Genomic DNA, 19,150 nt, shown 5'->3' on the forward strand with positions numbered 1-19,150 from the left:
TTGCCTATTTCCGGCGTTGAAACCGTCGAAGTGGCAAAGCCCGCCTCGGGGATATGTGCTTTGCACAACAATCACCGTCGTGTTCGATGTGTTTCTGCGGAGTTCTCGATGACTGATTTCCTGCGCCGGCATGTGCTGGTGACTTCCATGCTGGCGGCGACGGTGGCTGCCGCGGCCCTGCCGATGTCCGCGTCGGCTGCCGATGCGGCCTGGCCCAGCCGGCCCATCCGCGTGGTGGTTTCCTACCCGGCCGGCGGCGTCAGCGATGTGGTGGCCCGCGCCCTGGGCGAGAAGCTGGCCGCCCGCCTGGGCCAGCCCGTGGTGGTGGACAACAAGGCCGGCGCCGGCGGCGCCATCGGCCTGGACCTGGTGGCCAAGGCCGCACCCGATGGCTACACGCTGGGCTTTTCCTCCATCAGCCCGCTGACGCTGAGCCCGCATCTGGGCAAGCCCCTGTTCGATCCGCAGCGCGACCTGGTGCCCGTGACCAGCGTGATGTACTCGCCCGTGCTGCTGCTGGGCACGGCCCGCTCCACGGCGGCCGACTTCAATGCGCTGGTGGCCCAGGCCAAGGCGCAGCCCGGCGAAGTGCGCTGGGCCACGGCCGGCCTGGCCTCGCTGGGCCACATCATGCTCGAGCAGATCATGCATGCCTCGCAGGTCCGGATCACGCACATTCCCTACAAGGGCGGCGGGCAGCAGCTCAATGACGGCCTGAGCGCGCAGTTCGAAGTGCTGTCCACCAATGCCGGCCCGGCCGTTTTGCAGCACATCAAGGCGGGCAAGTTCAAGGCCCTGGCCGTGGGCGCACCCCAGCGCCTGGAGTCGCTGCCCGGCGTTCCCACGCTGGCCGAACTGGGCTACAAGAGCGCCAACATGACCTCGGTGTTCGGCATCTTCGCGCCCGCTGGAACGCCTGCGCCCGTGCTGCAAAAGCTCAATGCCGAGATCAACCAGGTACTGGCCCAGCCGGACATGCGCGCCAAGCTGGAGGCCACCGACAACGTGGCCATGGGCGGCAAGGCCGAGGACTTTGCACGCCAGATCGAGGCCGAGTCCCAGTCCAACGCGCGCATCATTCGCGCAGCCGGCATCAAGCTCAATTGATGGAGCGCAGGGCGCCACCGGCGCCCATGCAAAAAGGGCTTGCAGCCGTCATGGCCGCAAGCCCTTTGTCTTTGGTGCCGGATGTGCGGGGCCCGCCTATGCCATGGGCTCGTCCGCCGTGAGATTGTCGGCCCAGGCCAGGGCCTGCAGATGCGCCCAGTTGACCTGGTGGTTGGACAGCTGCAGTGCATTGGCTGCGCGCGCAAAGCCTTCGTCATCGCCGCTTTCGCAGGCACGCGTCAACTCCAGGAAGGGCGCGAACACGCCCTTGTTGTGCACCAGCGCATCGATCACGGGCTGGGGCAGGGCGATGGACTCCAGCGCCTTTTCCATGGGCTGGCCCAGCATCACGTCCAGCAGCGAGAACACGCCGACCACGAAGGCGTTGTCGCACTCCTCGGGCGAGAGCAGCTCGGCCGTCAGCAACTCCATCAGGCGCCCGCGGACCACGGCGGTCTGGCCCACGGCCGGCGGCGTGCCGCCCGCGCGCGAAGTGGTCAAAAGCAGGGCCGCCCAGCGGAACAGCTTCTTGAGGCCCAGGATCATCACCGCGTGGCGGAACGAGGTGATCTCGCACGACAGGCCGAAGCCCGAGGAGTTGATGAAGCGCAGCAGGTTGAAGGACAGCGTGGGATCCTTCTTGAGCAGGGCTTCGATCTCGTCCGTGCTGGCCTGCTGGCGCACCAGATTGATCAGCTGGATGATGGTGGCCTGCGTGGGGCGGATGGTGCGCGCCTGCACGAGTTGCGGCTGGGCGAACCAAAAGCCCTGGAACAGCCGCACGCCCAGGTCGCGCATGCGCTCGAACTGCTCGGAGGTCTCGACCTTTTCGGCCACGATCTGGGCATTGGTATGGGCGCGCGCGAACTTCACCAGGGTCTCGGCATCGGCCAGTGCGAAGGTCTGCATGTCCAGCTTGATGAAGGCGGCCGCAGGCAGCCAGCTGGCATAGGCGCGGCGCAGCAGGTGCTGGTTGAAGGCCAGGCGGAAGCCGCGCTGGCGCAGGGCCTGGAAGGTGGGCAGGCGTTCCTCGATATCGGCAGCCGTGGCGTTCTCGCCCAGCGTGGGCACTTCCAGCACCACCTTGTCGGGGTGGATCAGTTCCAGGTGGCCGCCGGCCAGGCTGTCATGCGTGCAGTTGATGAAGACCGTCTTCTTGCCCACCAGCGCTTCGGCGCCCGCATACGACAGCGCGTTGAAGAGCAGGGCGGCATCGGAGGCAGCCGTGTGCGCATGCTGGGCCGTGGAGCGGTCGAAAAGCTCATAGCCGAAGACATCGCGCGCCTCGTTGACGATGGCCTGGCGCGCAATGACGGCCACCTGCCCGTCCTCCACCCCGGCTGGCAGGGGGGGCGGCGGAGCGGAGGAGTTGTCGTTGGTAGTCATTTGGAAGCTGAGAAAGATGGATGAGCGATGGCTTTCGATGGCGTTCTATAGCTTATAGCTATAGCGAGCTGTCTGCCAGTTGGTCGGTCCAGGCCAGGGCCTGCAGATGGGCCCAGTTGATCTGCTGGCTGCTCAGGCGCAGCGCGCCTGCGCTGCGGTGGAAGGCTGCATCGTCGCTGGCTTCGCAGGCCTGGGCCAGGATCAGCAGCTCGCCCAGCACGCCTTCGTGGCGCAGCACGGCGGCGGAGACGGCGTCGGGCACGGGGATCAGGCTCATGGCCACGTCCTGCGGCAGGTCCAGCATGCTGCCCAGCAGCGAGAAGATGCCGACGACAAAGGCCTGGTCGGAGTCTTCCTCGCTCAGCGATTCCTGGGCCAGCAGCTCCATCAGCCGCCCGCGGATCACGGCGGTCTGGCCGATGGCCGGCGGCGGGCCGCCGTTGCGCGATGCGGTCAGCAGCATGGCCGCCCAGCGGAACAGCTTCTTGAGGCCCATGAGCATCACGGCCTGGCGGAACGAGGTGATCTCGCGCTGCACGCCGAAGCCCACGGAATTGATCAGGCGCATCAGGTTGAAAGCCAGGCCCGCATCCTTCTTGAGCACATCCTCGATGGCATCTGTGCTGGCCTGCTGGCGCACCAGATTCAGCAGCTGGACAATGCTTTGCTGCGAGGGCGACAGCAGCTTGGTGCGCACCACCGTGGGCCGCGCGAACCAGAAGCCCTGGAACAGCTGTATGCCCAGGCGGCCCACCTGCTCATGCTGCTGGGCGCTTTCCACCTTCTCGGCGATCAGCTCGGCGCGCGTGTGGCGGCCGGCAAAATTGACCAGCACGGCCAACTGGTCAGGGGCCAGCACGGACAGGTCGAACTTGATGTAGTCGGCCAGGGGCAGCCAGGCTGCATAGGCGGACTCCAGCACCGTGTGATTGAAGGCCAGGTTGAAACCGCGTGCGCGCAGATTGCTGAGGATGGGCAGGCGGGCCTGTACCTCCTGCTGGGCGGCCAGGCCCAGCGGCGGTATCTCCAGCACCACCTTGTCGGGGTTGAGCAGCTCCAGATGCCCGCCGGCCAGGCTTTCATGCGTGCAGTTGACGAACATCAGCTTGGTGCCAACCAGATCTTCTTCGCCCGCATGCGACAGGGCCGTGAACACCAGGGACACATCCGAGGCCGCCGTATGGTCCGGGTAGGCGCGCGAACGGTTGAAAAGCTCATAGCCGATGATCTGCTGCACCCCGTTGACGATGGCCTGGCGCGCAATCATTCCCCGATCCGTGGACGCGGGGCTGGCCACAGGGGCATCGTTGAAGAGATGGACAGGCAATTCGGTCATGGAGTGTTCGGTCGAAGGGACACGGGAAGCAGCAGATCTGATTGTAGGAATGTTCTGAATAAATATGCCGACAGGCCGTGTCTGCTGGGACAAGTCCGATTGCGGAGTCGGACCCATCCTAGTTTGTAAACCATTGTGTGGCTTCACGAGCGGCCTGGGCCTGTCCGCACGGCGCAGGCAGGCTTTCTTCAGACCTGCTGCAACCAGGCCAGTTCAGTATCGGTGAAGCCTGCGGCGCGGCGTGCGCGTTCGTTGAAGGGCGGGCGCAGGCGCGGCGCCTCGTAGCGCAGGGTCAGCGCCTGGTAGTGGGCCTCGGGCTCCAGGCCTTCGCGCTCGCACAGCCAGCGGTACCAATGATTGCCTATGGCCACGTGGCCCACTTCCTCGCGCAAGATGATGTCGAGGATGTCCACCGCCGCCAGCGCATCGGGCGCACGCGTGTTGCGCAGCTTGTTCTGGATCTGGGGCGTGGCGTCCAGGCCCCGTGCCTCCAGCGTGCGCGGCACCAGGGCCATGCGGGCCACCACGTCATGGGCGGTCTTCTCGCACATGGTCCACAGGCCCTGGTGGGCCGGGAAATCGCCGTAGTCGTGGCCCAGGTGCGCGCGCAGATGCTCGCGCAGCAGGCGAAAGTGCCTGGCCTCCTCGGCGGCCACCTGCAGCCAGTCCAGGTAGTACTGCTGCGGCATGCCGTCAAAGCGCCAGACGGCGTCCAGCGCCAGATTGATGGCGTTGAACTCGATGTGGGCTATGGCGTGGATCAGCACGGCCCGGCCTTCCGGCGTCGCCGGCGAACGCCTTGCAACGGCGGTGTGGTGGCGCAGCTCGGGCCGCAGCGGGCGGCCCGGCAGGTCCGGCACGGGATCCGGCAGGGCCGGTGCCTGCGGTGCTATTGAATAAAGCGCCTGCCGCGCATACATGTCCAACGCGGCGGCGGCCTTTTCTTCGGGGTCCGTGAGGCACAAGACCTCAAGGGCGCGGTGACGTAACTCCATCCCTACAATTCTAGGTTTCCTGCCATCACCAATAATTGACGGAGACAAAGACCCATGGCGATCTATGAACTGGATGGAGTGGCCCCTGAAGTGGCGGCGTCGGCCTGGGTGGCCGACAGCGCCGAAGTGATGGGCAATGTGCAGCTGGCCGAAGACGCCAGCATCTGGTTCGGCGCCGTGCTGCGCGGCGACTGCGAGAGCATCACCATCGGTGAGGGCAGCAACATCCAGGACGCGAGCGTGCTGCATGCCGACCTGGGCCAGCCGCTGGTCGTGGGGCGCCACGTGACCGTGGGCCACCAGGTCATGCTGCATGGCTGCACCATTGGCGACGAGTCGCTGATAGGCATCGGTGCCGTGGTGCTCAACGGCGCGAAGATCGGCCGCAACTGCCTGGTCGGCGCAGGCGCCCTCATCACCGAAGGCAAGGAATTTCCCGATGGCTCGATGATCATCGGCAGCCCGGCCAAGGCCGTGCGCCAATTGACGCCCGAGCAGATCGAGGGCTTGCGCCGAAGCGCCCAACACTATGTCGACAATGCGCGCCGGTTCAAGACCGGGCTGCGCAAGCTGGGCTGAGCGAGGCCCGGCACTTTTTTACGGAATCCATCAGCGTGTCTGAACTGCATAAATTCATCTTCGAAGGCCTGCCCGTGCGCGGCTCCATCGTTCGCCTCACCGATGCCTGGCAGGAAATCCTGCAGCGCCGCGCGGGCAACGGCGAGACCGGCGCCTACCCCGCTGCCGTGAGCGAACTGCTGGGAGAAATGGCGGCTGCGGGCGTGCTCATGCAGTCCAATATCAAGTTCAACGGCGCCCTGGTCTTCCAGGTCATGGGCGATGGCCCGGTCAAGCTGGCTGTGGCCGAGGTGCAGTCCGATTTCGGCCTGCGCGCCACCGCCACCCTGATCGGCGACCCTCCCGAAGGCGCCACGCTGGAACAACTGCTCAATGTGCACGGCGGCGGCCGCTGCGCCATCACGCTGGACCCCAAGGGGCGCCAGCCGGGCCAGCAGCCCTACCAGGGCGTGGTGCCGCTGCAGGATGCGCAGGGCCGGCGCTTCACCAAGGTGTCCGACGCGCTGCAGCACTACATGCTGCAGTCGGAACAGCTGGACACCGTGCTGGTGCTGGCGGCCGACGACCAGGTGGCCGCCGGCCTGCTGATCCAGCGCATGCCGGTCAAGGGTGAGGCCAACCTGGCCGCTGCCACCGAAAGCGAGCAGTCGGGTCAGGATGCCATCGGGCTGAACGAGGACTACAACCGTATCGCCACGCTGGCCTCCAGCCTCACGCGCGACGAGCTGCTCACGCTGGATGTGGAGACCATACTGCGCCGCCTGTTCTGGGAAGAGAAGCTGATGCGCTTCGTGCCCCAGCAGGACGAGGAGCATCCGCGCTTTGCGTGCACCTGCAGCCGTGACCGTGTGGCGTCCATGCTGGTGTCGCTGGGCTCCGAAGAGGTGGAGAGCATCCTGGAGGAGCGCGGCAGCATCGAGGTGGGCTGCGACTTCTGCGGCAAGCAGTACGAATTCGATCCCATCGACGCAGCTCAGCTGTTCACCGAGGCCGGCAAGCAGCCGCCGACCTCGACGAACGTCCAGTAAATACGCCCGGCTTCAGTCTCGCCCGCTGCGCAGCGCGTCGAACAATCGCCGCTCGCAGTCCGGGTCGCTGCATTGCTCGCAGCCGTAGGGGCGAAGGCGGGCGCCGCGTTGCGCGGGGCTTGCGGGTAGCCAGGACCAGTCCATTTGCGGAGCCTTGAGCCTGAGCGACTCGGCCAGCTGTTGCCATTGCCGGGCGGTATTGCCGTAGAGCACCACGTAGTCGCGTGACTGGCTTTGCAATTGGTCGCGCCAATGCTGGAGCTGTGCGGCAGGGCCATCGCTCACCCCTTCGTGCTCGGTGACGGAGGCTCTCCAATCCAGTCCCAGCAGGTAGACGGCCCCATGTTCCGGCAGAGACTGCCCCGGCTCGGCCGCCAGGCATTGCCAGTCGGCAGGAGATGCTCCGTGGTGCCGCCAGGCCTGGCGTAGTGCATGGGCCATGGAAAGCGCGAGCGCGGGTGGCGATCCCAGAAGAATCACCGGGGGCGGGGGCAAGCGGTCTGTGTCCAAGTACCTGTCTCGGCTTGCGCGCAGGCCCGGGCAAGGGGCGCAGGCGCCTTGTTGCAAAAGCACAAGGCCGGCATGAAGCCGGCCTTGGTGCAGGAAATCCCAATCCTCAGCGCCGCACGATCTGCACGAAGATCTCGTTGGGCTTGACCATGCCCAGTTCGCTGCGGGCCTTTTCCTCGACCATGGCCAGGCCGTCCTTGAGGTCGTTGACCTCGGAGGCCAGACGGTCGTTCTCGGCTTTTTCCAGCGCGTTGGCCACGTTCTGGTCGTGGATCTGCTGCTGCAGTTCCTTGACGTAGGCCACGCTGCCATGGCCCAGCCACAGCTGCGCGTGCACGGCAGCCAGCAGGGCGAGCAGGACAAGGGGGACGACGCGGTTAACCATGGCAGCAGATGTTGCAGAAAGGAAAAAGGCTTGCAGGCCCGATGGCTTGCAAGCCTAACGCTTTTCAGCGCAGGTTGTAGAAAGCCTCGCGGCCGGGGTAGTGGGCGATGTCACCCAGGTCTTCCTCGATGCGCAGCAGCTGGTTGTACTTGGCGATGCGGTCCGAACGGCTCAGCGAGCCGGTCTTGATCTGGCCGGCATTGGTGCCCACCGAGATGTCGGCAATCGTCGAATCCTCGGTTTCACCGGAGCGGTGCGAGATCACGGCCGTGTAGCCTGCGCGCTTGGCCATTTCGATGGCGGCGAAGGTTTCGGTCAGCGTGCCGATCTGGTTGATCTTGATCAGGATGGAGTTGGCGATCTTCTTGTCGATGCCTTCCTTCAGGATCTTGGTGTTGGTGACGAACAGGTCGTCGCCCACCAGCTGGACCTTGGCGGCCAGACGGTCGGTCAGGATCTTCCAGCCATCCCAGTCGCCTTCGGCCATGCCGTCCTCGATGGAGATGATGGGGTACTTGTCGCACCAGCCGGCCAGCATGTCGGTCCACTGGGTGGCGGTCAGCGTCAGGTTGCCTTCACCGGCCAGCACGTACATGCCGTCCTTGTAGAACTCGCTGGCGGCGCAGTCCAGGCCCAGGGCGATCTGTTCGCCGGCCTTGTAGCCTGCGTTTTCGATGGCCTGCAGGATCAGCTGGATGGCGGCTTCGTGGTTTTCCACGGAAGGCGCAAAACCGCCTTCGTCGCCCACGGCCGTGCTCATGCCCTTGTCGTGGATGATCTTCTTGAGCGCGTGGAAGACTTCGGCGCCCCAGCGCACGGCTTCGCGGAACGAAGGCGCGCCCACGGGGATGATCATGAATTCCTGCAGGTCCAGGCTGTTGTTGGCGTGCGCGCCGCCGTTGATGACGTTCATCATCGGCACGGGCAGCTGCATGCCGCCCATGCCGCCCAGGTAGCGGTACAGCGGCAGGCCGGCCTCTTCGGCAGCGGCGCGGGCCACGGCCATGGAGACGGCCAGCATGGCGTTGGCGCCCAGGCGGCCCTTGTTGTCCGTGCCGTCCAGGTCGATCAGGGTCTTGTCCAGGAAGGCCTGCTCGGAGGCGTCCAGGCCCAGCACGGCTTCGGAGATCTCGGTGTTGATATGCTCGACGGCCTTGAGCACGCCCTTGCCCAGGTAGCGGCTCTTGTCGCCGTCACGCAGCTCGATGGCTTCGCGCGAGCCGGTGGACGCGCCCGAAGGCACGGCCGCGCGGCCCATCACGCCCGATTCCAGCAGCACGTCGCACTCGACGGTGGGGTTGCCGCGGCTGTCCAGCACTTCACGGCCTACGATGTCAACGATTGCACTCAATTTGTTTCCTTTCAGTCAGTGATTTGAAAATTCAGTAAATCTGCCCATCACGTGTAAGCCCGGTCGTGCGGCGGGTGATGGCTCCATCAAGTCTGGCGGATTGCACAGGTATTCCTCTGTAAAACCATTCAAGGGAATACCCGTTGCTGAATCTGCATGCTTCAACGGTTCTTTTGCCGATGGGAATCTGATCTTTGCCTTCAAAGGTGATGGTTTCATTTAATTGATACACATCAATCAATGGGTCCGGGCTCAAATATCTTTTAATGGTATGGGTGACTGTTGTGTTGTAGGTGGTGGATTCCCCTTGTTTGAGGGTGAATTTTTTATCTTCTATGGGTGGGTCGTAGATCGTATGTGCATTCGCGCGACGAGGCCCGGTACCTGATTCATGGAATATATCCGTGGTGATGGTTCTGTTGTCCCGGATATATCCTTCTCGTGAGGAGCGAGTGGGGAGTAAATAGGAATCATCTACTCTTAATACTGAAAAATGGGTCTGATTGTTTTTTAGGATTGCATTGATACTGATGCCCTGGGATTTCCAGATGTTGTCTCCAGATGGCTCCTCGGTTCCATGCAGAATAGGGGGGCCTGGGGTGTAGGTCGCGATATCAAAGCAACTGGCGGAAGAAAGAGGTTCCGACGAGCTGTCCCCGCCGCCGCAGGCAGATAAGACGCTTATCATGCCGATGGAAAGGATGAGTTTGTTGAATTTTTGCATGCTCCAGATTTGCTCTTTGAAAGTGGTTATATATCCGGTTTGGATTTGCTAATCTGCAAACTAACTCAGTAGGGCCGAGATGCGGCTTGGATTTCGCGTGGGACAGTCGTTCTACTGTGGCTTGCGAGCCTGATGATGCCATGGCTGGCCAGGGTTGCTGCAATAGAAGGAGCGCCGGGCGTGGTTGTACCAAAGCGGGATCTCGATACGCGCAGTGCTTCTTCTCATCCTCCAAGTGCAAGGTGCCATTCATCGATCGAGCTTCCCTGTGCCTTGTATTCTTGTGGGATGCGGGTGCTAGGGGAATAGGTGGCAAAGTCAAAACAGCTTTCCTCGAGCGCAATGTGGCAGACCGTTTCTGCCTTCCGGGACCGTCAGGTTCTGGCGTCTTCGGCAACAGATCAGATGTCGGATGCCGCATCGATGGTCGGTTCGGGTCGCTGTCGAGTGCGGGAGAGAGGAGGCTGAGGTGGAATCAGGTACCTTCCACGCAGACCATGCGCATGATGGCCGCGCCTTCGCGGGCTTCGCGGGCACGCAGGTACTCGGGCGTGTCGTAGAAAGCCTTGGCGGCTTCGAAGCTGGGGAACTTGAGGATCACGGTGCGGCCGGGATTCCAGTCGCCTTCGAGCACTTCGACCTTGCCGCCGCGCACGCAGACTTCGGCACCATGCGCGCGCATGGCCTCGGTGCTCCACTTGCGGTACTCCTCGTACTGCTCGGGCTTGGTGACGGTGACGGACGCAATGATGTAGCCGCTGGCCATGGGTCAGACTCCAAAATCGTTTTCGAGGAAGCCGTTCTTCTTGGTCACGTCGTCGAGCGCGACCAGGGTTTCGAGCAGGGCCTTCATGTGCTTGAGCGGCACGGCGTTGGGGCCGTCGCTGAGGGCGCAGGGAGGATTGGGATGGGTTTCCATGAACAGTCCGGCCACGCCCACGGCCACGGCCGCACGCGAGAGCACGGGCACCATCTCGCGCATGCCGCCGCTGCTGGTGCCGTTGCCACCGGGCAGCTGCACGCTGTGCGTGGCATCGAAGACAACGGGCGCACCGGTCTCGCGCATGATGGACAGGCTGCGCATGTCCGAGACCAGATTGTTGTAGCCGAAGCTGGCGCCGCGCTCGCAGGCCATGAAGCTGTCCTCGGGCAGGCCGGCCTCCTTGGCGGCGGCGCGGGCCTTGTCGATGACATTCTTCATGTCATGCGGGGCCAGGAACTGGCCCTTCTTGATGTTCACCGGCCGGCCCGACTGGGCCACGGCACGGATGAAGTCGGTCTGGCGGCACAGGAAGGCCGGCGTCTGCAGTACGTCCACGACCTGGGACACGGCCGGTATCTCGGCCTCGGTGTGGACGTCGGTCAGGATGGGGACCTGCAGGTCCTTCTTCACCTTGGCGAGGATCTCCAGGCCCTTGTCCATGCCCGGGCCGCGAAAGCTGGCGCCCGAACTGCGGTTGGCCTTGTCGTAGCTGCTCTTGAAGATGAAGTGGATGCCCAGGGCCGCCGTGATTTCCTTGAGCTGCCCCGCCACGTCCATCTGCAGCTGCTCGGACTCGACGACGCAGGGACCTGCAATGAGAAAGAAGCGCCGGTCGAGGCCGACGTCGAAGCCGCAGAGTTTCATGGTGGGGATTCCTTGGGAAATGGTGGGCGGCGTTGCGGGGCTCAGGACTTGCGCGGTGCCTTCTGGCGCTCGATCGCAGCCTTCACGAAGGCATTGAACAGCGGGTGGCCGCTCCACGGCGTGGACTTGAACTCGGGGTGGAACTGCACGCCGATGTACCAGGGGTGAACTTCCTTGGGAAGTTCGACGATCTCGGTCAGCTGCTCACGCTGGGTCAGCGCCGAGATCACCAGGCCCGCTTCGCGCAGCTGGTCCAGATACTGGACGTTGGCTTCGTAGCGATGGCGGTGGCGCTCGGTGACCACGTCACCGTAGATGCTGTGGGCCAGCGTGCCGGCCTGCACGTCGGAGGACTGCGCGCCCAGGCGCATGGTGCCGCCCAGGTCGGAGTTCTCGTCGCGGGTCTTGACCGTGCCGTCGGCATCCTTCCACTCGGTGATCAGGGCGATCACGGGGTTGGCGGACTTGGGGTCGAACTCGGTGGAGTTGGCGCCTTCGAGGCCGGCCACATGGCGGGCGTATTCGATGGTGGCCACCTGCATGCCCAGGCAGATGCCCAGGTAGGGCACCTTGTTTTCGCGGGCGTAGCGGGCCGTGGAGATCTTGCCTTCCACGCCGCGCGAGCCGAAGCCGCCGGGCACGAGGATGGCGTCGTACTGCGAGAGCTTGTCGCGCGCATTGGCGTCGCTGATGGTCTCGGAGTCCACATGGGTGATCTTCACGGCCACATGGCTTTGCATGCCGGCGTGCTTGAGCGCCTCGTTGACGGACTTGTAGGCGTCCGACAGCTCGACGTACTTGCCGACCATGGCGATCTTGACCTCGCCCTGCGGGTGCTCGGTCTCGTGGACCAGGTCATCCCAGCGCTTGAGGTTGGTGGGCGGCGTGTTCAGGCGCAGCTTGTCGCAGATCAGGCCGTCCAGGCCCTGCTCGTGCAGCATGCGGGGCACCTTGTAGATGGTGTCCACGTCCCACATGGAGATCACGCCCCATTCGGGAACGTTGGTGAACAGCGAGATCTTTTCCTTTTCCTCGTCCGGCACGCGGTGCTGGGCGCGGCACAGCAGGGCGTCGGGCTGGATGCCGATCTCGCGCAGCTTCTGCACGGTGTGCTGCGTAGGCTTGGTCTTGAGCTCGCCGGCCGTGGCGATCCAGGGCAGGTAGGTCAGGTGCACGAAGGCCGTGTTGTTGGGGCCCTGCTTGAGGGCCAGCTGGCGCACGGCTTCGAGGAAGGGCAGGGACTCGATATCGCCCACCGTGCCGCCGACTTCGCAGATGGCCACGTCCACGGCATCCGGCGTGCCGATGCCGGCGCCGCGCTTGATGTACTCCTGGATTTCATTGGTCACGTGAGGAATCACCTGCACGGTCTTGCCCAGGTAGTCGCCGCGGCGCTCCTTCTCCAGAACGCTCTGGTAGATGCGGCCGGTGGTGAAGTTGTTGGACTGCTTCATGCGCGTTTCGATGAAACGCTCGTAGTGGCCCAGGTCCAGATCGGTCTCTGCGCCATCGTCGGTCACGAACACTTCACCGTGCTGGAAGGGCGACATGGTGCCCGGGTCCACATTGATGTACGGGTCCAGCTTGATGAGAGTGACTTTGAGGCCGCGCGATTCGAGGATCGCAGCAAGGGAGGCTGAGGCGATTCCCTTGCCCAGGGAAGACACCACACCGCCTGTGACGAAGACAAATTTGGTCATGTCTTTTATTGGTGGTGGTAAAGCAGGATTATAGATGCGCCGCCGAATTCGCCGCGCCGCGCGGGGCTGCTCGGACGTTGCGGCTCTGCTAAATTGCGCGCCATGACTGAAGTGTTCGCTGGTAAACATCTGGTGCTCGGCCTCTCCGGAGGCGTGGCTTGTTACAAATCTGCCCAGCTGGTGCGCCTGCTGGTACAGGCCGGGGCCACCGTGCAGGTGGTGATGACCGAGGCGGCCGAGCAGTTCATCACGCCGGTGACCATGCAGGCGCTGTCGGGCCGCCCTGTCTACGGATCGCAGTGGGACGCGCGCGAGCCCAACAACATGCCCCACATCAACCTCAGCCGCGAGGCCGACGCGATGCTGATCGCGCCCTGCAGCGCCGACTTCATCGCGCGCCTGGTGCAGGGCCGCTCCGACGAGTTGCTGAGCCTGATGTGCCTGGCGCGCCCCATGGACCGCGTGCCCCTGCTGTTGGCTCCGGCCATGAACCGCGAGATGTGGGCACACCCGGCCACGCAGCGCAACCTGGCGCAGGTGGCCGCCGACGGCGCACTGGTGCTGGGCGTGGGAACGGGCGACCAGGCCTGTGGCGAGGTGGGCGACGGCCGCATGCTGGAGCCCGAGGAAATCATGGAGGAGCTGGCCGCCTTCTTCACGCCCAAGCTGCTGCAGGGCCGCCAGGTGCTGGTCACGGCGGGCCCGACCTTCGAGGCCATCGACCCCGTGCGCGGCATTACCAACCATTCCAGCGGAAAGATGGGCTTTGCCATTGCGCGCGCCGCACGCGAGGCGGGCGCCCAGGTGACCCTGGTGGCCGGGCCCGTGCACCTGCGCACGCCGCGTGGCGTGCAGCGCATCGACGTGCAGTCGGCGCAGCAGATGTTCGATGCCGTGCAGCAGCAACTGCCCCAGGCTGGCGTGTTCATCGCCACGGCGGCCGTGGCCGACTGGCGCCCGGCCACGGCGTCAGACCAGAAGATCAAGAAGGACGGCTCGGGCCAGACCCCCACGCTGACCTTCGTCGAGAACCCCGACATCCTGGCGGCCGCCGCGCAGTCCGAGCCCGCACGCAGCGGACGGCTGTACTGCGTGGGCTTCGCCGCCGAAAGCCATGACCTGCTGCAGCACGCCAGCGCCAAGCGCCTGCGCAAGCAGGTGCCGCTGCTGGTGGGCAATATCGGTCCCGCAACCTTTGGGCGGGATGACAATGCCCTGCTGCTGATCGACGAGTCCGGCACCCAGGAGTTGCCGCACGCCGCCAAGTCCCTGCTGGCGCGCCAGCTGGTGGCCGAGATCGCCCGGCGCCTGCCACCCGTCCGTTGACACCACCGAAGGCCCGCATGTCACAGAACACCTACGAAGGCCCCCGCCACGGCGACTATGTGCGCTATGTGGATGAGCTGCTGCGCGCCAGCCCCCTGTACCGCTCTGCGGCCCACGGCTGGATGGCGCAGGGACGCAGCGATTTCACCGACGCGGTGGCCACGCCGGGCGCGCAGTCCCAGTCCGTGGTCGAGCGCGTGCGCGAGCAGGTGCAGGCTGCGGCCGAGAAGGCGCGCATTGCTGCGCAGCAGGCGTCGGTGCCTGCCCTGCCGGGGCGCCCGCCGTCTGCAGGCGACAGGAATGGCGACAGGAATGGTGGCAGGGCCGATCGCGGCCGGCAGGCGGCGCGGGCACAGCAAGCCCAGGCCTCCTCCGCCGCCAAGGCTGTCAAGAAGACGGTCTTCAAGATAGGTCCGGGCCAGTTGCTGGGTATCGTGATCGGCCTGATCCTGGCCGTGGTGATTCCGGGCGTCGGCCCTTTCATCCTGCTGCTCACCATCATCAATGCCATCGTCAAAGGCTTTCGCAGCGGGCTCAAGTCGTCCGGGTGACGGCGCGGGGCACAATGCGCGCTTTGCTTTTCAAGAGAGCCTGCCGTGAGGCGCTCCCCAGATTGTTTCCATGAACGTTGATATCAAGATCCTTGACGCGCGCCTGCGCGAGAACATGCCCGCCTACGCCACGCCGGGAAGCGCGGGCCTGGACCTGCGCGCCTGCATCGATGCGCCGCTGACGCTGGAGCCCGGCCAATGGCAACTGGTGCCCACGGGCATGGCCATGTACCTCAAGGACCCCGGCTACGCCGCCATGATCCTGCCGCGCTCGGGCATGGGCCACAAGCACGGCATCGTGCTGGGCAACCTGGTCGGCCTGATCGATAGCGACTACCAGGGCCAGCTCATGGTCAGCGCCTGGAACCGCTCGGCCACGGCCTTCACGCTGCAGCCCATGGACCGCCTGGCCCAGCTGATCATCGTGCCCGTGGTGCAACCCAGCTTCAATGTGGTCGAGGAGTTCGAGTCGGCCTCCGAGCGCGGTGCGGGCGGCTACGGCTCCACCGGCAAGCAATAAGGCTTTCCGCCAGACATCGCCCGCAGCTGCGCTGCCAGGGCATCGCTTCAGGGAGGAGTCCGCATGGCCAGGCCATCCCGGCGCACGCGCCATCGCCCATCCGCGTCGTGGACGCGCGTGGTGCTCACGCAGGAAGACCGCATGCGCCGCCGCCTGCAGCAGCGCCACTGGCTGCGACTGCATGCGGCGTTGACGGGCGGCCTCAGCCTGGCCGGCATGTCGCTGCTGAGCCTGGCCTTGCTGCATGCGGGCGTGCACAGCATGGCGCTGCGCTACGGCGTGGCCCTGGTCTGCGGCTATCTGCTGTATCTGCTGCTGGTACGCCTGTGGGCCGAGTGCATGCTGCGCCGCGACTGGGAGGTGTCCGATGTTCCCGATGTGACGCCCGGCGGCAGCGGTTCTTCACCGGCCCGCACGCCCGAGGCTGGCGGATTCGAGAGCGGGCAGGGCGGCTCTTATGGCGGCGGTGGCTCCAGCGGCAGCTGGGACGACGGCGGTGCCATGTCCGAGGCCGCTTCCTCGGCGTCGCAAGGCTTTGACGTGCCCGGCATCGATGGGCTGGACGAAGGCGCTGTCGTCCTGGTGCCGGTGCTGCTGGTGTTTGCGGCGCTGCTGGTCGCGGTCACGGGCGCCGGGTCGCTGCTGTGGCTGGTCTTTGGGGCCGACCTGTTCCTGGCCGTGGCGGTGGAGGTGGCCTTTGCGCTGCTGATGGCGCGCACGCTCTACGTGGTGGAGCGCGAAGGCTGGCTGCTGGCCGCGCTGCGCCTGAGCTGGAAGCCGGTGCTGGGCGCGCTGGTGGCCGCCGTGGCCCTGGGCGCTGCGGCCGACTGGCTGTTTCCCCAGGCAGACACCCTGGTGCAGGTGCTGCGAGCGCTGAGAGGGGGTTGAGCCGCTGCCCTGCGGCCTCCCGCGCTCATGCCTCTCGTCGCGCTCCGGGCAGGTGCAGCTGCATGCGCAGGCCGCCCAGCGGCGAGCGGCTGGCTGCAATGCTGCCGCCATAGGTCTGCACCAGGTCACGCACGATATCCAGGCCCAGGCCTGCGCCGGGCCTGCGTTCGTCCAGGCGCTCGCCGCGCTCGAAGATGCGGCCAAGGTCGGCGTCTTCGATGCCGGGGCCGTCATCGTCCACCGTCAGCAGCAAGGGGCCGCCGGCCTGATCGTGCTCCAGGCCCTGGACTTCCAGGCTCACGGCCTGGGCTGCCCACTTGCCGGCGTTGTCCAGCAGGTTGCCCAGGATTTCCATCAGGTCCTGGCCATCGCCCAGAAAGTCCCAAGGCTGCGCATCGCCCTTCAGCGCGAAGCGGATGCCGCGGCCGGCGTGCAGCCGCTCCATGGTGCGCACCAGCGAGGCCAGCGGCGGCTGCAGCGGCGTGCGCAGGCCTGTGGCCTGGCGGGCCGCAGCGCGGGCGCGTGCCAGATGGTGGTCCACCTGGCGGCTGGCGCTGGCGACCTGCTCGCGAACCAGTTCGGCCAGCGCCCCGCCTTCCTGCGCGGCGGCATTGCCGAGGATGGACAGCGGCGTGTTCACCGCATGGGCCAGGTTGCCGGCCTGCGTGCGCGCGCGCTGGACCATGTCGGCGTTCACATCCAGCACATGATTGAACTCCTGCACCAGGGGGCGCAGTTCCTGCGGAAACCGGCCTTCAAGGCGCGGCGTGGCGCCCTTGCGCACGTCGGCCAGGCCTGTGCGCAGCAACTGCAGCGGCCGCAGCGCCAGGCGCAGCTGCAGCACCACGGCCAGAGCCAGCCCGGCCGCCAGCGTGCCCAGTGCGGCGATCAGCATGGTGGTGAAGCGCTGCATGGGCTCGGCCAGCAGGGCGCTGTCGGCCGCAACGATCAGGCGCAACGGCGGCGCGTCGGCTTCGGGCAATTGCAGGGGGCGTGCCACGGCCACGAGCGGGTGGCCCTGACCATCGGGCAGCATGCCCGTGCTCAACGCCGTGTCTTCCCGGTGTTCGCCGGGATTGCCGGCATCGGCACGGAACTGGCGCCAGTCCAGTGTCTGGTCCCACAGCGAACGAGAGCGCAGCAAGCCGGCCTTCTCGGGCGGACCCGCCCCATCGCTCACCTGGTCGATCTGCCAGTACAGGCCCGACAGCGGCTGCGCCAAGCGCGGATCGCCCACGGCCAGTCCTACCTCAATGCGCCCGCCGGGCAGGCTGTTGACGGCTGCGCTGAGCTGGTCGAGCTGCAGCACCAGCTGCGCCTGCAACTGCTGCGCGATGTGATCGCGGAACAGTCCGCGCAGTCCCCAGCCGGCCAGCAGCACGGCCGCCAGCACCCAGGCCAGCGTGCCGGCCAGCAGGCGCAGGCGCAGCGAATCACCGAGCCGGGATACCTGTCTTTCCTGTGGTGCGTTCATGCAGCGGGCGCGCCTTCCACCAGCCGGTAGCCCAGTCCGCGTACGGTCTCTATGCTGCCGGCCGGCAGCTTCTTGCGCAGGCGGCCGACGAAGACCTCGATGGTGTTGGAGTCGCGGTCGCTGTCCTGCGGGTAGATGTGTTCGGACAGCTCGGTGCGCGATATCACCTGGCCCACGCGCTGCATCAGCAGGGCCAGCACCTTGAATTCATGGCTGGTCAGCGTGAGCGGCTGGCCCCCCACGCTCACACGCGCCTGGCGCGAGTCCAGCACGATGGGGCCGCATTGCCACTGGGCGCTGGCGTGCGGGCTGAGCCGGCGCAGCAGGGCGCGCAGGCGGGCCATCAGCTCTTCCATGTGGAAGGGCTTGGCCAGATAGTCGTCGGCGCCGGCATCCATGCCGGCCACCTTCTCATGCCAGGCGCCGCGCGCCGTGAGGATCATCACCGGCATGACCCGCCCTTGGTCGCGCCAGGCGCGCAACACCGTCAGGCCATCGCGTACGGGCAGGCCCAGGTCCAGCACGGCGGCATCGAACTCCTCGACCTCGCCAAGGTACTGGGCCGTTGCGCCGTCGGCCGCCGTCTCCACCGTATGCCCGGCCTGCTGCAGCGCCTGCACGAGCTGGCTGCTCAGCGTGGGCTCGTCTTCCACCACGAGGATTCGCATCTGCGTCTAGTCCTTGCGCTTGAAGCTCAGCACCTTGCCATCGCGTGCATCGATCTTGAGCTTGGCCACGCGGCCGCCCGATTGCAGCAGCCGGATCTCGTAGATGAAGCGGCCGTCGTCATGCTCGAACTCGACCTTGATGACCTGGCCCTGGTAGTCGCGCTCGACCTGGTCGAGCACGGTGCGCAGCGGCAGCACGCGGCCTTGCTGCAGGGCCTGGCGCGCGAGTTCATGGTCGCTGTCGCCGGCATCCGAGGGCGTGGTCCAGGAGGCCAGGGCCGCCGCCATCAGCAGCAGTGCGGCCAGCAGCATCCAGGGCCTGCGAGGGGTGGAGAAGGATGGAGTGGGCATGGAAAACTTTATAGCCCAGCGTGGATGAACCTCGGATGAACGGCTGCTTCAGCTTGCGTTCATGGCCTGCATCGAACAATGGCTGCACGCCGTCGCAATCCACCGGAAACGAAGGCGCAGCAGCCGGCAGATGCGGCCTTTTCGAATGCATCGCCAGCCCAATCGCCGACCCAATCGCCGGCCCAGTCGCCGGCCCAGTCGCCGACCTTCACATGCCAAGGAGAACCTCATGCCTTCCATCCGACAACTGATTTCCCGCGCTGCACGCCATGGCCTGACGGGCCTGGGCATTGTTCTGATCGCCACTGCCGGGCTGGTCGCCCAGGTGCAGGCCCAGGCCGCCGCCACGGGCGGTCCTTCGGTGACCGTGCAGGCCGGCGAAGCCGTGGCCACCACGGTGGCCTCCGTGCGCGGCGCCTTCCAGGGGCCGGGCCTGAGCATCCGCGAAGTCTTCGAGCGCATGGAAGGCCTGGGCTACCGCGACCTGCGCGAGATCGAGTGGGAAGACGGCCTCTACCAGGTCAAGGGCCAGACCGGCGATGGCCGTCCCGTGAAGCTCTATGTCGATGGCAACAACGGCAACGTGCTCAGCATTCGCGCACGCAATTGAGGCCGGGCCGGCGGGCTGATTTTTGTCAGCAAGT

At 65.7% G+C, this 19,150-nt stretch carries 21 protein-coding genes; 8 read left to right on the forward strand and 13 right to left on the reverse strand.

Features of this window, described 5'->3' with window-relative positions; all coding sequences use genetic code 11:
* Nucleotides 1-108 precede the first annotated feature (108 nt).
* On the forward strand, nucleotides 109-1,107 hold the full coding sequence (locus GRX31_RS05145) for a Bug family tripartite tricarboxylate transporter substrate binding protein (protein ID WP_016447652.1): 999 nt from the start codon (nucleotides 109-111) through the stop codon (nucleotides 1,105-1,107).
* Between the two features lie 96 nt (nucleotides 1,108-1,203).
* On the opposite strand, the gene GRX31_RS05150 is transcribed toward GRX31_RS05145, so the two are convergent.
* From GRX31_RS05150 to GRX31_RS05160, 3 genes are all read right to left on the reverse strand, one after another.
* Nucleotides 1,204-2,493, reverse strand: a complete 1,290-nt coding sequence (locus GRX31_RS05150) for an EAL and HDOD domain-containing protein (RefSeq protein WP_016447651.1) — start codon at nucleotides 2,491-2,493, stop codon at nucleotides 1,204-1,206.
* A 58-nt stretch (nucleotides 2,494-2,551) separates the two neighbouring features.
* The gene (locus GRX31_RS05155) at nucleotides 2,552-3,829 is read right to left on the reverse strand and encodes an EAL and HDOD domain-containing protein (RefSeq protein WP_016451246.1); all 1,278 of its coding nucleotides are present in this window, start codon (nucleotides 3,827-3,829) and stop codon (nucleotides 2,552-2,554) included.
* Between the two features lie 188 nt (nucleotides 3,830-4,017).
* Nucleotides 4,018-4,824, reverse strand: coding sequence for a ferritin-like domain-containing protein (locus GRX31_RS05160; RefSeq protein ID WP_043789857.1), 807 nt, complete (start codon nucleotides 4,822-4,824; stop codon nucleotides 4,018-4,020).
* Between the two features lie 54 nt (nucleotides 4,825-4,878).
* Between GRX31_RS05160 and GRX31_RS05165 the strand changes: the two genes are divergently transcribed.
* On the forward strand, nucleotides 4,879-5,403 hold the full coding sequence (locus GRX31_RS05165; protein WP_016447648.1) for a gamma carbonic anhydrase family protein: 525 nt from the start codon (nucleotides 4,879-4,881) through the stop codon (nucleotides 5,401-5,403).
* 35 nt (nucleotides 5,404-5,438) lie between these two features.
* Nucleotides 5,439-6,431 (forward strand): Hsp33 family molecular chaperone HslO, encoded by a 993-nt coding sequence (gene hslO, locus GRX31_RS05170; protein WP_017404370.1) that lies wholly within the window; start codon nucleotides 5,439-5,441, stop codon nucleotides 6,429-6,431.
* A gap of 12 nt (nucleotides 6,432-6,443) precedes the next feature.
* On the opposite strand, the gene GRX31_RS05175 is transcribed toward hslO, so the two are convergent.
* The 7 genes from GRX31_RS05175 to GRX31_RS05205 all read right to left on the reverse strand — a co-directional run bounded on the left by GRX31_RS05175 (nucleotide 6,444) and on the right by GRX31_RS05205 (nucleotide 12,728).
* Nucleotides 6,444-6,872 (reverse strand): hypothetical protein, encoded by a 429-nt coding sequence (locus tag GRX31_RS05175; RefSeq protein WP_046987553.1) that lies wholly within the window; start codon nucleotides 6,870-6,872, stop codon nucleotides 6,444-6,446.
* 175 nt (nucleotides 6,873-7,047) lie between these two features.
* Complete coding sequence (gene ftsB, locus GRX31_RS05180; protein WP_012206908.1) at nucleotides 7,048-7,326, reverse strand: cell division protein FtsB; 279 nt, start codon at nucleotides 7,324-7,326, stop codon at nucleotides 7,048-7,050.
* A 64-nt stretch (nucleotides 7,327-7,390) separates the two neighbouring features.
* On the reverse strand, nucleotides 7,391-8,677 hold the full coding sequence (gene eno / locus GRX31_RS05185) for a phosphopyruvate hydratase (RefSeq protein ID WP_012206907.1): 1,287 nt from the start codon (nucleotides 8,675-8,677) through the stop codon (nucleotides 7,391-7,393).
* Nucleotides 8,678-8,708: 31 nt separating this feature from the next.
* Nucleotides 8,709-9,401, reverse strand: coding sequence for a hypothetical protein (locus GRX31_RS05190; RefSeq protein WP_160851767.1), 693 nt, complete (start codon nucleotides 9,399-9,401; stop codon nucleotides 8,709-8,711).
* A gap of 475 nt (nucleotides 9,402-9,876) precedes the next feature.
* The gene (locus GRX31_RS05195; protein ID WP_074921001.1) at nucleotides 9,877-10,167 is read right to left on the reverse strand and encodes a DUF1330 domain-containing protein; all 291 of its coding nucleotides are present in this window, start codon (nucleotides 10,165-10,167) and stop codon (nucleotides 9,877-9,879) included.
* A 3-nt stretch (nucleotides 10,168-10,170) separates the two neighbouring features.
* Nucleotides 10,171-11,028, reverse strand: a complete 858-nt coding sequence (gene kdsA, locus GRX31_RS05200) for a 3-deoxy-8-phosphooctulonate synthase (protein WP_017404374.1) — start codon at nucleotides 11,026-11,028, stop codon at nucleotides 10,171-10,173.
* Nucleotides 11,029-11,069: 41 nt separating this feature from the next.
* Nucleotides 11,070-12,728, reverse strand: a complete 1,659-nt coding sequence (locus tag GRX31_RS05205; RefSeq protein ID WP_016447642.1) for a CTP synthase — start codon at nucleotides 12,726-12,728, stop codon at nucleotides 11,070-11,072.
* Between the two features lie 102 nt (nucleotides 12,729-12,830).
* On the opposite strand from GRX31_RS05205, the gene coaBC reads away from it, so the two are divergent.
* The 4 genes from coaBC (at nucleotide 12,831) to GRX31_RS05225 (ending at nucleotide 16,013) form a co-directional block, all read left to right on the forward strand.
* A complete protein-coding gene (coaBC, locus tag GRX31_RS05210) occupies nucleotides 12,831-14,054 on the forward strand; it encodes a bifunctional phosphopantothenoylcysteine decarboxylase/phosphopantothenate--cysteine ligase CoaBC (protein ID WP_160851768.1) in 1,224 nt (407 codons plus the stop codon).
* A 17-nt stretch (nucleotides 14,055-14,071) separates the two neighbouring features.
* Nucleotides 14,072-14,605 carry a hypothetical protein gene (locus tag GRX31_RS05215; protein WP_160851769.1) on the forward strand — a complete coding sequence of 178 codons (534 nt, stop codon included), beginning with the start codon at nucleotides 14,072-14,074 and terminating at the stop codon, nucleotides 14,603-14,605.
* A gap of 70 nt (nucleotides 14,606-14,675) precedes the next feature.
* Nucleotides 14,676-15,125, forward strand: a complete 450-nt coding sequence (dut, locus tag GRX31_RS05220; RefSeq protein WP_017404378.1) for a dUTP diphosphatase — start codon at nucleotides 14,676-14,678, stop codon at nucleotides 15,123-15,125.
* Nucleotides 15,126-15,188: 63 nt separating this feature from the next.
* Nucleotides 15,189-16,013, forward strand: coding sequence for a hypothetical protein (locus tag GRX31_RS05225; RefSeq protein WP_160851770.1), 825 nt, complete (start codon nucleotides 15,189-15,191; stop codon nucleotides 16,011-16,013).
* A 25-nt stretch (nucleotides 16,014-16,038) separates the two neighbouring features.
* Here the strand turns inward: GRX31_RS05225 and GRX31_RS05230 are convergent, their stop codons facing one another.
* The 3 genes from GRX31_RS05230 to GRX31_RS05240 are packed head-to-tail and all read right to left on the reverse strand — an operon-like array spanning nucleotide 16,039 to nucleotide 18,467.
* Nucleotides 16,039-17,487, reverse strand: a complete 1,449-nt coding sequence (locus GRX31_RS05230) for a sensor histidine kinase (protein WP_160851771.1) — start codon at nucleotides 17,485-17,487, stop codon at nucleotides 16,039-16,041.
* Nucleotides 17,484-18,155: a response regulator transcription factor gene (locus tag GRX31_RS05235; protein ID WP_160851772.1), complete on the reverse strand. Its 672-nt coding sequence runs from the start codon at nucleotides 18,153-18,155 to the stop codon at nucleotides 17,484-17,486. Before GRX31_RS05235 ends, GRX31_RS05230 begins: the two co-directional genes overlap by 4 nt.
* A gap of 6 nt (nucleotides 18,156-18,161) precedes the next feature.
* Nucleotides 18,162-18,467, reverse strand: coding sequence for a PepSY domain-containing protein (locus GRX31_RS05240; RefSeq protein WP_012206897.1), 306 nt, complete (start codon nucleotides 18,465-18,467; stop codon nucleotides 18,162-18,164).
* A gap of 268 nt (nucleotides 18,468-18,735) precedes the next feature.
* Here GRX31_RS05240 and GRX31_RS05245 point away from each other — a divergent pair, with 268 nt between their 5' ends.
* Nucleotides 18,736-19,116, forward strand: a complete 381-nt coding sequence (locus GRX31_RS05245; RefSeq protein WP_047474847.1) for a PepSY domain-containing protein — start codon at nucleotides 18,736-18,738, stop codon at nucleotides 19,114-19,116.
* Nucleotides 19,117-19,150 lie beyond the last annotated feature (34 nt).

The sequence above is a fragment of the Delftia sp. CH05 genome (assembly GCF_009827015.1).
Classification (GTDB): domain Bacteria; phylum Pseudomonadota; class Gammaproteobacteria; order Burkholderiales; family Burkholderiaceae_C; genus Comamonas; species Comamonas tsuruhatensis.

Bases quoted from the DNA above. Each gene is read 5' to 3' on its own strand.
- GRX31_RS05145 (WP_016447652.1), top strand. From the start codon at position 109: ATGACTGATTTCCTGCGCCGGCATGTGCTGGTGACTTCCATGCTGGCG.
- GRX31_RS05150 (WP_016447651.1), bottom strand. From the start codon at position 2,493: ATGACTACCAACGACAACTCCTCCGCTCCGCCGCCCCCCCTGCCAGCC.
- GRX31_RS05155 (WP_016451246.1), bottom strand. From the start codon at position 3,829: ATGACCGAATTGCCTGTCCATCTCTTCAACGATGCCCCTGTGGCCAGC.
- GRX31_RS05160 (WP_043789857.1), bottom strand. From the start codon at position 4,824: ATGGAGTTACGTCACCGCGCCCTTGAGGTCTTGTGCCTCACGGACCCC.
- GRX31_RS05165 (WP_016447648.1), top strand. From the start codon at position 4,879: ATGGCGATCTATGAACTGGATGGAGTGGCCCCTGAAGTGGCGGCGTCG.
- GRX31_RS05175 (WP_046987553.1), bottom strand. From the start codon at position 6,872: ATGGCCCATGCACTACGCCAGGCCTGGCGGCACCACGGAGCATCTCCT.
- ftsB (WP_012206908.1), bottom strand. From the start codon at position 7,326: ATGGTTAACCGCGTCGTCCCCCTTGTCCTGCTCGCCCTGCTGGCTGCC.
- GRX31_RS05190 (WP_160851767.1), bottom strand. From the start codon at position 9,401: ATGCAAAAATTCAACAAACTCATCCTTTCCATCGGCATGATAAGCGTC.
- GRX31_RS05195 (WP_074921001.1), bottom strand. From the start codon at position 10,167: ATGGCCAGCGGCTACATCATTGCGTCCGTCACCGTCACCAAGCCCGAG.
- kdsA (WP_017404374.1), bottom strand. From the start codon at position 11,028: ATGAAACTCTGCGGCTTCGACGTCGGCCTCGACCGGCGCTTCTTTCTC.
- GRX31_RS05205 (WP_016447642.1), bottom strand. From the start codon at position 12,728: ATGACCAAATTTGTCTTCGTCACAGGCGGTGTGGTGTCTTCCCTGGGC.
- coaBC (WP_160851768.1), top strand. From the start codon at position 12,831: ATGACTGAAGTGTTCGCTGGTAAACATCTGGTGCTCGGCCTCTCCGGA.
- GRX31_RS05215 (WP_160851769.1), top strand. From the start codon at position 14,072: ATGTCACAGAACACCTACGAAGGCCCCCGCCACGGCGACTATGTGCGC.
- dut (WP_017404378.1), top strand. From the start codon at position 14,676: ATGAACGTTGATATCAAGATCCTTGACGCGCGCCTGCGCGAGAACATG.
- GRX31_RS05225 (WP_160851770.1), top strand. From the start codon at position 15,189: ATGGCCAGGCCATCCCGGCGCACGCGCCATCGCCCATCCGCGTCGTGG.
- GRX31_RS05230 (WP_160851771.1), bottom strand. From the start codon at position 17,487: ATGAACGCACCACAGGAAAGACAGGTATCCCGGCTCGGTGATTCGCTG.
- GRX31_RS05235 (WP_160851772.1), bottom strand. From the start codon at position 18,155: ATGCGAATCCTCGTGGTGGAAGACGAGCCCACGCTGAGCAGCCAGCTC.
- GRX31_RS05240 (WP_012206897.1), bottom strand. From the start codon at position 18,467: ATGCTGCTGGCCGCACTGCTGCTGATGGCGGCGGCCCTGGCCTCCTGG.
- GRX31_RS05245 (WP_047474847.1), top strand. From the start codon at position 18,736: ATGCCTTCCATCCGACAACTGATTTCCCGCGCTGCACGCCATGGCCTG.